Annotated in this window: 14 protein-coding genes; 7 read left to right on the forward strand and 7 right to left on the reverse strand. The window is 62.6% G+C overall.

Features of this window, described 5'->3' with window-relative positions; genetic code table 11:
* The 4 genes from ACLBXN_RS11035 to ACLBXN_RS11050 all read left to right on the forward strand — a co-directional run.
* Positions 1-573: type II secretion system F family protein (locus ACLBXN_RS11035; protein WP_447612158.1), on the forward strand; the 573-nt coding region annotated here is incomplete at its 5' end.
* The gene (locus tag ACLBXN_RS11040; RefSeq protein WP_447612159.1) at positions 570-2,234 is read left to right on the forward strand and encodes a tetratricopeptide repeat protein; all 1,665 of its coding nucleotides are present in this window, start codon (positions 570-572) and stop codon (positions 2,232-2,234) included. The genes ACLBXN_RS11035 and ACLBXN_RS11040, both read left to right, overlap by 4 nt.
* Before the next feature lie 17 nt (positions 2,235-2,251).
* Positions 2,252-2,677 (forward strand): DUF3613 domain-containing protein, encoded by a 426-nt coding sequence (locus tag ACLBXN_RS11045; protein ID WP_447612160.1) that lies wholly within the window; start codon positions 2,252-2,254, stop codon positions 2,675-2,677.
* Positions 2,678-2,698: 21 nt separating this feature from the next.
* Positions 2,699-4,261: a pilus assembly protein TadG-related protein gene (locus ACLBXN_RS11050; RefSeq protein WP_447612161.1), complete on the forward strand. Its 1,563-nt coding sequence runs from the start codon at positions 2,699-2,701 to the stop codon at positions 4,259-4,261.
* On the opposite strand, the gene ACLBXN_RS11055 is transcribed toward ACLBXN_RS11050, so the two are convergent.
* The 6 genes from ACLBXN_RS11055 to apaG all read right to left on the reverse strand — a co-directional run bounded on the left by ACLBXN_RS11055 (position 4,224) and on the right by apaG (position 10,533).
* Positions 4,224-4,745 (reverse strand): CinA family protein, encoded by a 522-nt coding sequence (locus ACLBXN_RS11055; RefSeq protein ID WP_447612162.1) that lies wholly within the window; start codon positions 4,743-4,745, stop codon positions 4,224-4,226. The two genes, ACLBXN_RS11050 and ACLBXN_RS11055, sit on opposite strands and share 38 nt — an antisense overlap.
* Before the next feature lie 23 nt (positions 4,746-4,768).
* A complete protein-coding gene (locus ACLBXN_RS11060) occupies positions 4,769-5,362 on the reverse strand; it encodes a phosphatidylglycerophosphatase A family protein (RefSeq protein ID WP_447612163.1) in 594 nt (197 codons plus the stop codon).
* 21 nt (positions 5,363-5,383) lie between these two features.
* Entirely contained in the window at positions 5,384-7,000 is a 1,617-nt protein-coding gene (locus ACLBXN_RS11065) for a mucoidy inhibitor MuiA family protein (RefSeq protein WP_447612164.1), read from the reverse strand.
* 99 nt (positions 7,001-7,099) lie between these two features.
* Positions 7,100-8,077: a thiamine-phosphate kinase gene (gene thiL, locus ACLBXN_RS11070; RefSeq protein WP_447612165.1), complete on the reverse strand. Its 978-nt coding sequence runs from the start codon at positions 8,075-8,077 to the stop codon at positions 7,100-7,102.
* A gap of 62 nt (positions 8,078-8,139) precedes the next feature.
* Complete coding sequence (locus ACLBXN_RS11075) at positions 8,140-10,107, reverse strand: site-specific recombinase (protein WP_447612166.1); 1,968 nt, start codon at positions 10,105-10,107, stop codon at positions 8,140-8,142.
* A gap of 18 nt (positions 10,108-10,125) precedes the next feature.
* The gene (gene apaG / locus ACLBXN_RS11080; protein WP_019043152.1) at positions 10,126-10,533 is read right to left on the reverse strand and encodes a Co2+/Mg2+ efflux protein ApaG; all 408 of its coding nucleotides are present in this window, start codon (positions 10,531-10,533) and stop codon (positions 10,126-10,128) included.
* Positions 10,534-10,564: 31 nt separating this feature from the next.
* Here apaG and rpe point away from each other — a divergent pair, with 31 nt between their 5' ends.
* The 3 genes from rpe (at position 10,565) to speE (ending at position 13,528) form a co-directional block, all read left to right on the forward strand.
* Complete coding sequence (gene rpe, locus ACLBXN_RS11085) at positions 10,565-11,245, forward strand: ribulose-phosphate 3-epimerase (RefSeq protein WP_050872514.1); 681 nt, start codon at positions 10,565-10,567, stop codon at positions 11,243-11,245.
* 195 nt (positions 11,246-11,440) lie between these two features.
* Positions 11,441-12,124 (forward strand): phosphoglycolate phosphatase, encoded by a 684-nt coding sequence (gene gph, locus ACLBXN_RS11090; RefSeq protein ID WP_447612167.1) that lies wholly within the window; start codon positions 11,441-11,443, stop codon positions 12,122-12,124.
* A gap of 138 nt (positions 12,125-12,262) precedes the next feature.
* A complete protein-coding gene (gene speE, locus ACLBXN_RS11095; protein WP_447612168.1) occupies positions 12,263-13,528 on the forward strand; it encodes a polyamine aminopropyltransferase in 1,266 nt (421 codons plus the stop codon).
* A gap of 1 nt (position 13,529) precedes the next feature.
* Here the strand turns inward: speE and ACLBXN_RS11100 are convergent, their stop codons facing one another.
* The gene (locus tag ACLBXN_RS11100; protein ID WP_447612169.1) at positions 13,530-14,135 is read right to left on the reverse strand and encodes a chalcone isomerase family protein; all 606 of its coding nucleotides are present in this window, start codon (positions 14,133-14,135) and stop codon (positions 13,530-13,532) included.
* Positions 14,136-14,234 lie beyond the last annotated feature (99 nt).

The following is a 14,234-nucleotide window of genomic DNA, read 5'->3' on the forward strand; positions in this document are numbered from 1 at the left end:
GTTTTTTCGGGCAGCAAGCATTTTCTGCTCTACCTGTTTGCCGCCTTCACCATAGGCTTTCTGCTTCCCAAATGGGTGCTGCGCAGCGTGGCACGCCGCCGCAGAGCCAGTGTCGCCCGCGAGCTGCCTTTGCTCGTCGACTTGCTGGGCTTGCTGCAAGGCACGGGCATGAGCCTGGACCAGACCCTGCAGGTCATTGGCTCCGATTTCGGCAATGTCATGCCTGTGCTCTCGCGCGAGATACAGCTGGCCAACCAGCAGTACAGCCGGGGCAGCACGCGCGAGCGTTCTTTTGCTCGCATGAGCGAGGTATATCAGAGCGACAACCTGACCAATCTGACATCCCTGATGATTCAGATCGACAGATACGGTGGAGCCGTGCAGGAGCCTCTGCGCATTTTTGGCGAACGTCTGCGCGAGCAGCGCAAGGCCAAGATGAAGGAGTTGATAGGAAAGATCTCGGTCAAGATGACAGGCGTCATGGTCCTGACGCTGCTTCCGGCCCTGATCATCGTTACTGCCGGACCCGGCTTTCTGGCCGTGATGAAGGCACTGGGGGGGATAAACAAATGAAAAAAGAAAGCCGATATCTGATGCTGCCATTGGCGGCTGCAACCATGGCTCTGTTGTCGGGCTGCTCCAGCATGGGCAATCTGCTGGGGCAGAGCCAGCCCGTGCTGTCGCCCGCGGCCAAGGCAGCGGCAGACAGGCCGCTGGAGAAGGAGGCAGTGGTCGACACGCAGGACACTTACCTCTCTCTGGTCAAGCAGATGCAGTCCAAGTCGCTCTGGTATGCCTCCATCGCGCACCTGGATGCACTGGACAAGCAATGGGGTGCTTCCAGCGATTCGCGGCTGCTGCGCGCCGATGCATTGCGTCAGGTGGGGCAGCTCAGTGCGGCCATCCCCATTTACCAGGGCTTGCTGGGCAGCGCCAAGGATGGTGCTGCACGCTACGGCCTGGGCCGTGTGGCCGCTGAGCAGGGCGACTTTCGCAGTGCCGCTCAGCAGATGGAGCAGGCGCGCATGAGCAACCCTGTGGATTCGCGCCTGTTGACCGATCTGGGCTATGCCTATCTGCGTGCGCATGATCTGAACGCGGCGCGCATTCCGCTGATGCAGGCAGCGCAGCTCAACCCCGAGGATGCACAGGTCAACGTCAATCTGAGCCTGTTCATGATGGTCAGCGGCCAGAGCGCGCAGGCTGAAGAATTCATGCGCCAGCGCAAGCTGGACGCACAGACCCGGCAACTGGTCAAGGAGCAGGCCGGGGAGTGGCTGAGGACTGCAAGCCTGGCAGCAGCAAAGCCTGCCGCGGCTGCGACCGGAAAGGTCGTCAACCTCTCCCGTCCGGAAGTGAAGACCGCCTCCGAGGCCGTGGCCAGCTCCGGGAAATCCGCCGAAGTGCCGGAGCCTGCGGCAGTGCAGGAGGTACCCGCCGCAAAAAAGCCCGTACCGGAGCCTGAAGCCGCAAAGGCTCCGGTAGTGGTAGTCAAGGCAACGGAGTCTGTGCCATCTCGTACCGCTACGTTGCCGCTGCCCCAGGCGCAGCCCATGGTGGCGCGGAATGTGGAGCGTGCGCCCAGCGGCGGTCAGTGGATGGTCTCTGGCGGCAGCTTCGATGCAGGAAGGCCGCGTCACCCCGGTCAGGGGGCGAGCCAGTTTGTGCCGGCCGCTCCGCAGACCTATGCCTATGCGCTACCTGTGCCTGTGCAGGCAAGAGCTGCTCCTGTCGATGTAGCGGCTACCGCTCCATTGGAAAGGATTTCAGAGTCAAAACAACCTGAAGTTGCCACATTTGAAGCGCAGAAAGCTCCTGCATCGATAGCGACAGTGGTGCCACCGCTGGAAGCAGCCGTGGCGACAGCTTCTCGGTCCGCGAAGCAGGAGACGCCCAAGCCGGCACAGCCTCTGCTTACCGAGGCGATGCCCGCAAAACTGCAGCAGACGCAGCCGGCACCGGCCTCGCAAGCCGAGCCTGCGGTGCAGCCCGTGATCGCGCGCCAGCCGGTGCGCCCGACAAGATCGATGCCGGAGGCTGCCGTGGTGATGGCTGCGGCACATCCTGTCGCCGTTCGCCAGGCCGGTGAACCCGGTGGCAAACAGGCGGTGCAAGCCATGCTGCCCCAGCGCGCGGCGGCGGGCGGTTTGTTCTTCGAGACGCCCGATGAAGATGCCGGCAGCAAGCCTGCGGCCTCTGCCAAGATGAGTGCACCCGAGCGTGCCTGGCCCTGAACCTTCAAGGAGTCCCCATGAATACGCAGACAGCATTCACCCGACGGGCACGCGCATTCACCCTGGCGTTGATGGCACTGGGCACGGCCTCGGTCGCCATGGCGCAGGCCGGCAGCAGTACCGGCTCCAGCACGGGCGTGACCAATATGAGTGCGCCCCGAAGTGCGGCAGCGATGCCCGCAGCAACAGCTCAGGCAGCAGTGACGCAGACTCCGGCTCCCGGCAATGCCTCCCTGACACCGCCTGCAAGCAATTGGGTGGGCGACGCCACCAGCTATCTGCTGGCATTGCAGGTCAGCGGCCAGTACGCATCGCGCAATGCCTATCCCGTGACAAGCGATGTGGCACAGCGCAGCTATCAGCGCTATCTGGAGAGCTTTACCCACAAGATTCCGGAAAGCACGGAAACACAGGTGAGCAGTAAAACGGGCGGCAGCCGTTAGGCGGCCACAGAGGTTTTTTGCATGCAGTCATTTGCAACAGGCCTTGGTCGTGCTCGCATGCGTCGCCAATCGGGTTCAGTGGCGATGCTGGGGGCACTGTGGTTGATGATTGCCTTGATCTGCCTGGCAACCATCGATATCGGCAATGTGCTCTGGCAAAGGCGCGAGTTGCAGAAGATCGCGGATCTGGCGGCTCTGGCGGGTGCCAGCGGTGCTCTGGATCAGACCTCTTGTCGTACCAATGCAGAGAGAAATTTGCTGCTCAACGGTAGCGTGGTCTCCGAGCTCGTGACTGCGCAGGCTGGGCGTTGGGACAAAAGCACCAACCCCTTCTTTGGCAGCGTCAGCAAGGCCAGCGATATCAATGCATGCAGGGTGACTTTCCGCAGGACAGTGCCGTACTTGTTTGTCTTTGCGGCTGGAGCCGAAAGAGGACGCCAGATATCGGCCCAAGCCACAGCAATGCAGTCGGCCAGGATCGCCAGACTATCCGTGCGTTCGACCCTGTTGGCACTGGATACGGAAAAGTCTGCCCTCCTGGACGCCGTGGTGGGCGGATTGCTTGGAGGCAAGATCAATCTCGGTGTTGCTGGATGGCAGGGCATTGCCAATTCGAATATCAGCTTGTTGAGTTTTTTTGATGCCCTGGCAATCAGGGCTGGTTTGAATGTCGGTGATTACGACCAGGTCGTAAAGACCAAGGTCACGCTGGACAAGGTCATGTTGGCAATGCTGGATGCCTTGCCACAGCAAGGCAGTCTGGCGGCTGTCAATGCGCTTAATGCATTGGCGCTAGGGGTCGGCAATATACAGATTGCGCTGCAGGATATTCTCAAGCTCGGCACAGGGCTCGGATCCGAGGCCTTGAGAACGGATGTGAACGTCCTGGACCTGGTGACCACGGTTGCGCAACTCGCCAACAGCCAGAATGCGGCCAAGGTGGGCGTCAATCTCAATCTTGGTCTGGTGGAGGTGGGGTTGAATCTGAAAGTGATCGAACCACCGCAAAGCGCAATAGGTGATCCGGTAAGAGACAGGATTGAAGCCAAGACATCCCAGATCGATCTGGTGACCGGGCTGAAACTGAATCTGGCGCTGGTCGCTGCCAGTCTGTCTCTTGATGTGAAGCTGGCGCAAGGCAGTGCCTTGCTGACGGAGCATACTTGCTCGCCTCAGAAAAGCATGACCGTGAATGGTGTGACGGGAGTCGGAACGGTTGCGTTGAAAGGCGCGGTCGACATTCTTCCGCTGCCTCTGGTTCCCAAATTGACAATACCTGTAGAGATAAAAATACCGCTGGTTTCCAAGGCCCAGAGGCTGGACTATCAGAACCCTCCGAATCTGAGCGAACCTCCCAAATGGGCAACCATATATCAGAGCAACTTGGTTGAGAGCTTGATCAAGTCCCTGACAGATCAGTTGGGCTTGCTTGGCGCTTTGTTGGCCGTGGTTCTTACCCCTCTGACTTTGGTGCTGGATGCAGTGTTGAATCTGGTGTTGAATCTGCTGGGGCTGAATCTGGCCCAGACAGATATCGGTGCTCAGCTCAATTGCATTGGGCGCCATGTGGTGCTGGTGGAGTGATGGCGGACAACAGGTGCTGAAGGCCGTGGCTGGTAGTCGCCAGGCGGATACTGGTGCGGCTGCCGCTCAGCTTCAGCAACTGGCTATGGATGGTGTTGTGAACGCACCACCCCACCCACACCGTCCCCACAGGCTTTTCGGCTGAGCCTCCGCTCGGGCCGGCAACCCCCGTCACGGCAATGCTGACCTGGGCGCGTGCGTGACGGAGGGCGCCCTCGGCCATGGCGCGCACGACTTCCTCGCTGACGGCGCCGTGCTTTGCGATCAGCTCGGCGGGCACCCCCAACATCTCTGTCTTGGCCTCGTTGGAGTAGGTCACGAAACCACGCTCGAACCATTGGCTGGAGCCTGCCAGATCGGTGCAGGCCGCGGCAATCATGCCGCCGGTGCAGCTTTCGGCGGTGGCCAGCATCCAGCCTTTTTCAGTCAGCCTGGCGGCCAGTTGTCGCACCAGTTCTTCGATGCTGCTTGCTTGTGTGCTCATCGTCTCCTCCATGGCTTGCACCGTCAGAAGAAATGTCGCCAAAGGGCGATCACCAGCAGGGTGCAGAAGGCGGCTACCAGGTCATCCCACATGATTCCCCAGCCGCCGCGCGGGCCGAAGCCTTTGAACAGGCGGTCGGCCCATCTGACGGGCTGGGGTTTGACGGCATCAAAAAAGCGGAACAGCGCAAAGCAGGTCAGCTGCCCCCAGAAGCCCATGGGCATGCATAGCCACAGAACAATCCACATGGCGACCACTTCGTCCCAGACGATATGGCCGGGGTCGGCCACGCGCATATGCTTTGCGGTGACGGTGCAGGCCCACCAGCCTACGGGAATGCTGGCGGCAATCAGCCAGCCGATCTGTGCCGGGCTCAGCCACAGTGCCAGCACCAGATAGGCCAGCCAGGCCCACAGGCTGCCCACCGTGCCGGGGGCGACGCGGGGCAGACCGGAGCCAAAGCCCAGCGCAATCAAATGGGCCGGATGCTGCAGCATGAACTTTACGCTGGGGTGGGCGATTCCCGCTGCACTCATGCCGGTGCGTGCTTTGTTATTGATAGCTGCTTGCGCACTATCCACATGCGCTGCGGCGCTATCTGATAGATCATCCGTCATGGTGTGATGATACGCGCTGCCTTATTGCAGACCTGTGATGGGCTGGTTTTCGGGGAAGCGGATCTGGTGTGTGGCCTGGAACTGGGCCGTGCTGCGGGCGGCCAGATTCTGCTCCCAGGCAACCATGCCGTTTTGCGCATTCCAGCTGGTGGTGGCGGGCTGTGGGCTGTACTGTGACTGCACCTTGATCTGCTCATTGCGCGAAACAGGGGCCGAGTCCAGCACCTGGAGCGCGATAGGCTGGTTGTGGCGGTTTTCCACGGCATAGTTGCGCACGATGCTGCGCTCGGTCTTGCTGCTGGCCCAACCACCGCTGCCGGTGTGGCTTTGCGCAGGCAGACGGCGCACCACGACGTTGTCATCGCGACCAAAAGACAGTCCCTGTGCCAGCGCCCGGGCATTGCCGAAGTCCAGCCTGCCATTGCCAACCAAAGCGTCGTCGCGCAGCAGCGCCACTGGGCCTGCCGGCCAGATGCCTGGCGGAGCCTGCAGCGTGGCAATCAGATAGGCCGCCTCTTCCATGGCCGGCGCGGTGCGGGTCAGCAAGCTGGTCGCCAGATTTTCCTGACCTAGCGACAGCGTGATGCGCTCGGCGCTGGAGGGTACGCTGATCTTGTACGGCACGATGAATTGCGTGCTGTAGGCCGTGTTGATGCTGGAGACATCGAGCACCGGCAAGTCCGGGGCTGCGGCCACTTCGCGCATGGCGCCGGCACTGCTGCGCGCCATCATGGCGACGGGGGCTGGTGCCGGAGCGGCGGGTGGCATCGGTTGGGCGATATCCACCGTCCAGGGGCGCGGCATGACACCCTGGGTGCTGCGGCCGGGCTGTCCAGTGGACAGGCGCAGGCGCACATTGCTCCAGTCTTCGCCACTGGCCTGCACGACCAGGGCCTGGCGCTCCAGCTGCACCTGCTGTCTGGCGGTGTTGAGCTGTGCACGGTAGCTGGGCTGCCAGCTGGGGCCGCGTACCTGATAGCTCAGACGCACATTGGCCGCGCGTGCGCTGGCCAGTTGCACGCTGACTTTCATGACCTGAGACTGTTCGGAGCCCGTGCGGTCGCGCTCCTGGCGCAGAGGCTGTAGTTGTGCCAGCAGATCCTGCTTCTGGCGCTGAATCTGGTGGGCACGCAAGCTGTTGTCGCGGCTGGTCTGGCGCAGGACCTGGCTGGTGCCGGCGATCTGAGCGGGGCTTATTCTGGCTTCGTCGCCAGGCTTGCTCATGCCTTGCAGAAAGTCGCCCACCAGCCTGGCGGCGCCTTCTTCGGCCTCGATGCTCGCAAGCTGATCCTCAAGGCTGCGAATCTGCTGATCCAGCGGGCTGGTGCATTCCTTGGCAGCCATCTGCCTGGACTGCATCAGGGTCTTGATCTCACCCACGCGCACGCCTTCGTCGCCGCTGATCTGCAGACTCTGCGTATCCACGCTGGCGGGCAGGCATTCAAAGCTGAGCAGGCGGGTCTGGGCGTCAATGCGTGCCTCGCGCTGTATGGCGGCGATGCCAGGATAGAGCGTGACCTCGGTGATAGGCGCGCGATTGCCCGAGACACTGAGGCTGCTGGCGTCGGCCAGGGCGAGCCCGGGCAGAGTAGCTGCAACACAGACCATGGACACAGGCAGAAGACGGCTTGAACGCATTGGCAGCTCTTGTGGGCAGTGGACAGGGCTTGAGCTTAACCCAGGCGGTTTCCTATCCCTTTCCTGGCGCCTCTTGCGTCCGGCTCGCGTTTCTTGCGTTCATCCGCCGAAGTGGTCGAAGGACTTCCAGCGGTTTTGCAGCAGGGCGCCGTCCGCACCGATCACGCGCAGACCCTGCTCGGCATCGATGCGGCCTATGCGATGCACCGGCGTGCCGCTGGCAGCGCCTGCTGCCAGCACGTCGGCATGCCGGGCTGCGGGGGCGGTAAAACACAGCTCGTAGTCATCGCCGCCGGCCAGCGTGCATTGCTGCTGCAGTCTTGCATCCAGTTGCCATGCACTGCCTGACGCGTAGGCGGCAGCAGCCATCAAAGGCGTGATGCAGCGGCTGTCTACCGTGGCGCCGACGCTGGACAGCTCCAGAATATGGCCGAGATCGCCGAGCAGGCCGTCGCTGACATCCAGTGCACTGCTGGCAATGCCGCGCAGCGCCAAGCCCAGGGCCACGCGCGGCGTGGGTGCTTCCAGCCGCTGGCGGGCCTGCTGCAGCAGCTCTGCAGGCAAGGGCGCATGGCCCAGCACGGCCTCCAGTGCCAGGCGTGCATCGCCGAGAGTGCCGCTGACCCAGATCTCATCGCCGGCCCTGGCGCCGCTGCGCAGCAAGGCCTGGCCGGCAGGGACTTCGCCGAACACGGTAATGCAGATATTGAGCGGGCCGCCCGTGGTGTCGCCGCCGATGAGTTCGCAGTCATGGGCATCGGCCAGGGTCAGCAGGCCGGCCGCAAACTCGCTGATCCAGGCTTCGTCGGCGCGGGGCAGGGACAGGGCCAGCGTGAACGCCAGAGGCCTGGCACCGCTGGCGGCCAGATCGCTGAGGTTGACGGCCAGAGCCTTGTGACCGAGCAGGCGCGGGTTCACATCGGCAAAGAAGTGGCGGCCCTCGACCAGCATGTCGCTGGAGATGGCCAGTTGCATGCCAGGGGCCGGGGCCAGCAGCGCGCAATCGTCGCCCACGCCAAGAGCGGCGCGACGTACGGGGCGCTGGAAATAGCGCCGGATCAGATCGAATTCACCCATGAGGTCTCTGGCCGCTCGCGATGCTGCGGCCTGCTGGGCCGCTGGTCGGCGGCGGTTAAAGGTCAAGGCCAGAAAAAGCTCAGCGGCCTGCGCCAGAAGCGCTGGCGTATGGCCTTGTAGATGCGTGATCGGTCCACGCCGCTGACGTTGTGGGCACGCAGTGCAACGCGGAAGGCCAGGTAAAAGCTCACCCCCACGTTCAGCGCCGCATTGAAGGGCAGCATGGCCACGGCCCACCACAGCAGGTCGTCATGCAGCACCTCCCAGCCCAGCGATGCCACGGCCACGCCGATCTGGCCCGTGGACAGGGTGACATGGCGCACTTCCAGCCCCAGGCCGAAGAAAGCCGCAAATGCAGGCACCAGACCCAGCATGAAACCCAGCGAGATATTGGATGCCAGGCTGGAGACATTCTTGCGCAAGAAGTGCGCCCAGCGATCTGCGCGAGCCTTGCCCAGAAAGCGGGTGATACCGGGGTTGTAGCGAATCACCGAATCGATATTGCGCAGCACAAACCAGTTTTCGGCACCGCCGGCAATCAGGCTGCTGACAAACAGCAGCACGCCGGTAAAGGCGGCGAAGAGCACCGACGGCCCCAGCAGGCTCAGCGAGTCAAGCACCTGTCGCGCATGCGGGGTGCTGAGCGCCTGATGACCGACCAGATAGGCATAGCCCAGCGACAGCAGCAACGCCCCGGGGAAGACGATGAGCACGTTGCCCAGGATAGCTGCGACCTGGGAGCGCACCAGATGGGCGACTTCATCGACGAACTCCTGGATGGAGTCATCGCTTTGAATGTCCTTGAGCTTGGCCGCCATGGCCGGCGCCGTCATGGCCGGCTGTTTGGTGGCCACCGTGAAGTGCAGCATCTGGATCAGCACAAAGCTGATGGCGTAGTTGAAGCCCGCAGCCAATCCCGCCCAGAAGACCGACAGGCCCAGCGCATACAGCGCAAACTTGGCCAGCGTGGTGAAGGCCATCACCAGGCCGCCGCCCGCGGCCTTGGCCACCATCTTGCGATACTCGCTGCCGTCGCGGGTGATGTAGTGCTCGCCGGTTTCGGCGCTGCGCTCGGCCACCTTGGCGGCCAGCAAGGATGAGTTGGTAGACATCAGCGCGCGCACGCTGCGCCGCTCTATGCCCACGGCCACCAGATTGGACAGCAGCTCTGACGTTTCGTAGGCGCGGTCTTCGGCCAGCAGGCAATCGAGCAGGCGGCGAATGCGCAGAATGCGCGCACGCACCTGGCGCAGGCGGAAGATCAGGCCGACGGAAATGCCTTCGGCCTCGACATAGGAGTACACCGACGACACGGCGGCGCGGCAGGCCTCAAGCCGTTCGCGCAACTGTGCTGCAGCGGCGTCGCGCCTGTCGGTGGTGCGCAGCGGCAGCATGACCTCCACACGCAGGTTTTCCACATCGTGGATCAGCGCATGAAACGGTTTTTCCTCGCGTGCCTGCTCACTCATGCGCAGACGCAGCTCGGGGGCAAACCCCGTGGAGAGAATCTGGCCCGCGCAATAGGTGATGGCGTCCAGCAGATTGCGCTCCCAGAAGCTCACGCCTTCGTCCTGCTGCTGCGGGGTCAGCAAGGTGGTGATGCGGGCCATGAGCTGGCTGTCCAGCGCATGCAGCCAGCGGGCGTCGAAGCGGTCGGGAAAGACCAGCATGAACAGCTCGGAGGCGTCCTCGGTCTCGGGCGTGCTGGGCAGCAGCTTGTAGCGCAGGCGCTCGGCCACTTCGCTGGCCATGGCCGTGCGCGGGGCAAAGCCGAAATCGGCCAGCAGGGCGGTGATGTCCACCGTCTCCATCAGTGTCTGGCTCCAGCGGCGCAGCCGGGCCAGGGCTTCAGGGTCGGCCTCGAAGGCCTCCACGACCTGTTTCACACGCTGCACGGCGCCTTCGACAGAGGGCTCGGCCGCGCGAATCCATTCGGCCAGATAAATCAGCCACAGATGGCGTTGTGCAAGGCCTGCATCGGGGTCCAGGGAGGCCAGCAGGCCGGGCAGATCAAGAGTGCTTTTCTTCATGCAAATGTGGGACAGGCCTCAGTGCAGAACGCGCTTCTCGGGCATGGGCATGGGGTCGCCAGACTCGTTCATCTGCAATACGAAGAGAGGAATCTCGCATTCGAAGGTCTCGCCCTCGTGATTCACGCAGAGATAGCTTCCCCGCATGGTGCCCGTGGGCGTACGCAGCTGGCAGCCGCTGCTGTACTCGAAGGACTCACCAGGCTGCAGCAACGGCTGTCGGCCCACCACGCCCAGGCCTTTGACCTCTTCGACATGGCCCAGCTCGTTGGTGATGATCCAGTGCCGCGCAATCAGCTGCGCCGGCACCTCACCCGTGTTGGTGACAGTAATGGTGTAGGAAAACACATAGACGCCGGCGGCCGGGGCGGATTGCTCGGGCAGGTAGGCGGGCTGGACTTGGACCAGAAACTCATTCATCGGCATGAGCTAATGGTAACTGCGACAATTGCAATCCATGAGCCCCACCTACCGTATTGCCCCCTCCATCCTGTCAGCCGACTTCGCCCGTCTGGGTGAAGAAGTGCGTAATGTCATTGCGGCCGGCGCCGACTGGATCCACTTTGACGTGATGGACAACCATTACGTGCCGAATCTGACCTTCGGCCCCATGATCTGTCAGGCTTTGAAGCCTCATTCGGTGACACCCGATGGCAAGCCCGTGCCCATCGACGTGCATCTGATGGTGCAGCCCGTGGACGATCTCGCCACGGCCTTTGCCAAGGCGGGTGCGGACTACATCAGTTTCCACCCCGATGCCTCGCAGCATGTGCACCGCAGCATCCAGAACATCAAAAGCCATGGCTGCAAGGCCGGCCTGGTGTTCAACCCTGCCACGCCGCTGGACGTGCTGGACTGGGTGATCGAAGACATCGACCTGATCCTCTTGATGAGCGTGAACCCCGGCTTCGGCGGCCAGAGCTTTATTGATAGCACTCTGCGTAAGGTGGAAGCTGCTCGCAAGCGTATTGAAGCCAGTGGCAAGGATATCCGCCTGGAAGTGGATGGCGGCATCAAGGAAGCCAATATCCGCGCCGTGGCCGATGCCGGTGCCGATACCTTTGTGGCAGGCAGTGCCATCTTCGGCAAGCCGGATTACAAGGCTGTCATCGACACCATGCGCAAGAATCTTGCCTGACTCCCGCTTAAGGCGCTGCGACCCCGCAGCTCCTTCGCACCGGGGTGGCGAGGCCGCCCGGGTCTGGTTCTCTGCCCGGACTTCGGCTGCACTCGATACACGAGCGCGGCTTTGGAGTCGGGGCATGAAGTTTTAGTGTTTTTGGCTGCAAGCCCAATATTGAAAAGCGCATGCAGCTATTGAATTGATAGTTGTATGAAGCTGAATCTGCCTGCTCCCGCCGCCGCCCTGGAACTGGATGCCGTCATGGTCGACCTCGATGGCACCATGGTGAACACGCTGGGTGACTTTGCCGAAGCGCTCAACCGCATGCTGACCGATCTGCAATTGCCGGCCATCAAGCCGCAGGTCATCGAGAACATGGTGGGCAAGGGCAGCGAGCATCTGATCCGCTCCGTGCTGGCGTATGTGGGGGCATTGGACATCGATGCCCTGTATCCCCGGGCCTGGCAGCGTTACGAGCACCATTACCTGGCCATCAACGGTCAGTTTGCCGATGTCTATCCGGGCGTGGCCGAAGGCCTGCACGCACTCCAGTCCCTGGGGCTGCGCATGGCCTGCCTGACCAACAAGCCTTTGTCCTTTGCCCAGCCTCTGCTGGCCGCCAAGGGGCTGGACGGCTTCTTCGACTGCGTGTTCGGGGGCGACTCCTTTGCGCGCAAAAAGCCCGACCCCATGCCGCTGGTCGAGACCTGCAAGGCTCTGGGCAGCGAACCCGCGCGCACGCTGATGGTGGGTGACTCCAGCAACGATGCCCAGGCCGCCCATGCCGCAGGCTGCCCGGTGGTGCTGATGACCTACGGCTACAACCACGGCGAGCCCATCACGGCGGTCGAGGCCAGAGCCCATCTGGATTCCCTGGCGCAACTTGCAGTGTGATGCTGTCTGTTGGTCTGCATATCTGGCAAGAAAGAGTGCGGATAAGCATATTTGCTAGAGTCATTGGCTTTGTTTGAACCAATGTCGGCTCGTGCATCGCCTTGCAGCCGGCAGAGAACGAAGGGGGACTCACGCCACATGCACGGACTGCACCTGACTGCCGACCTTTACCAATGCGCAGGTTCCGAGCGCTACATGCTCGATGCCGATGCCATCGCCGGGCTTTGCCGCGAACAGACTGCGGCCTCGGGTCTGACTCTGGTGGATGACACCTGGGTGAAGTTCCCGCCCTATGAAGGGCAGCCCGGCGGGGTGACGGGTACGGTGCTGCTGGCGGAGTCCCATCTGGCCATACATACCTGGCCCGAGACGGGCAGTGTCACCATCGACGTCTATGTGTGCAATTTTTCCGCCGACAACTCGGGCAAGGCCCGTAGGCTGATGGAAGGCGTGATCGACGCTTTCGCGCCCCGAAAGGTGTTGCGCCAGCAATTGATGCGCGGCGATATCGGCATGGCGCAGCCGGCAGACCACGACGTGGGCCCTGCACCCGAGCCCGAATCCGGCTGGGCCATGGAGCAGCTCACGCCCCATGCGCGCTTTGGTTACCGCGCCACGGCGCTGCAGACGCAGCAGACCTCGCATCAGAAGCTGGATCTATTGCAGACGCCGCAGTTCGGCAAGGTGCTGCGTCTGGATGATTGCTTCATGACCTCCGAGGGCGAGGAGTTTTTCTATCACGAGGCGCTGGTGCATCCGGCCGCCATGGCCCACCCCGCGCCGCGCAAGGCCTTGATTCTGGGAGGCGGCGATGGCGGGGCCGCGGAGGAGCTGCTCAAGCATCCGAGCATCGAGCGCGTGGTGCTGGCCGAGCTGGACGAGGCCGTGGTGCAGTTCTCGCGCCAGCATCTGCAGGCCGTGCATCGCGGCGCGCTCGATGATGCCCGCGTCGAGGTCTGCATAGGCGACGGTCTGGCCCTGATGGAGGCAACCGATGAGCGCTTCGATCTGGCGCTGATGGATCTGACCGATCCAGACACCCCGGCCAGCGCCTTGTATGCGCCGGACTCGCTGGCACGCATGAAGCGTGTGCTGGCGCCGGGCGGCGCGCTGGTGCTGCATCTGGGCAGTCCTGTCTTTCACGGCCCGCAGGTGGCCGAGCTGGTGCGCAGCCTGCGTCAGCAGTTTGCCGTGGTGCGCTGCTACGGCCTCTACATTCCGCTTTACGGTGCTTACTGGGGGCTAGCCGTGGCCTCCGATGAGCTCGATCCGCTGGAGCTGAAGGCGCAGCAAGTGGCCGAGCGCCTCAGGCAGCGCAAGGTGCGGGATCTGCGGTACTACAACGAGCAGGTGCACGGCGCGCTGTTTGCGCTGCCCAACTACTACCGCGAGCTGCTCAAGTGAGTCAGCCGGTCTCGCCCAGCAGCGCTTTCTTGAGCTGCTGATCGGCGGGCCTGGGGCCCAGCCAGATGCCCAGCAGGGCGTTGAAGAACTCTGGCTCCTTGAAGGCTTCGCCCTGTGGCTGGCCTTTGACGGTCACGATGGTGCCCTGGCCGGGAAGCCAGTCCACCATGAAGTTCTCGCCTGCAAGCAGCTTTTTGTGCTGGGTGAAGATCTCGCTCATGCGCATCACCCCCGGAATCAGCTTGGAGAAGGCGGCCCGCTCCATATTGTCTTCCATGCCGCGTGAGAACAGCTTGCCAAGCTCGGCCGAGTCGATATCGCGCAGCATGGTCACGCTGATGCGCTTGGGGCCGGGCAGGGCAGCGATTTCCTGCAGGCTGTGCGCCGGCTTTTCCAGATACAGGCCGGCGGTATAGACCTTGAAAACGGCCTTGTAGCGGGTGCCTGCGCCGTTGAGCTGCAGGGCCTGACCCTGCAACTGCAAGCTGGGTGCGTAGTTCACACCATGCAACTTGACGGGTTCAGTCGGGCGCTCCTGAGCATGGGGGGCAAAGCTGGCAAGCGCAGCAGCCAGCAGCAAAGCCTGTGGCCAACGTAAGCTGGGCATGAATGTCTCCTCGTGTTGGTTGTTCCTGGCCGCTCTGCATGTGGCCTTGAATTGCGAACGGTCGTGCATATTTGTGTCTGCCAGATTTCATCGCAATAA

The sequence above is a fragment of the Comamonas sp. C24C genome, assembly GCF_053345995.1.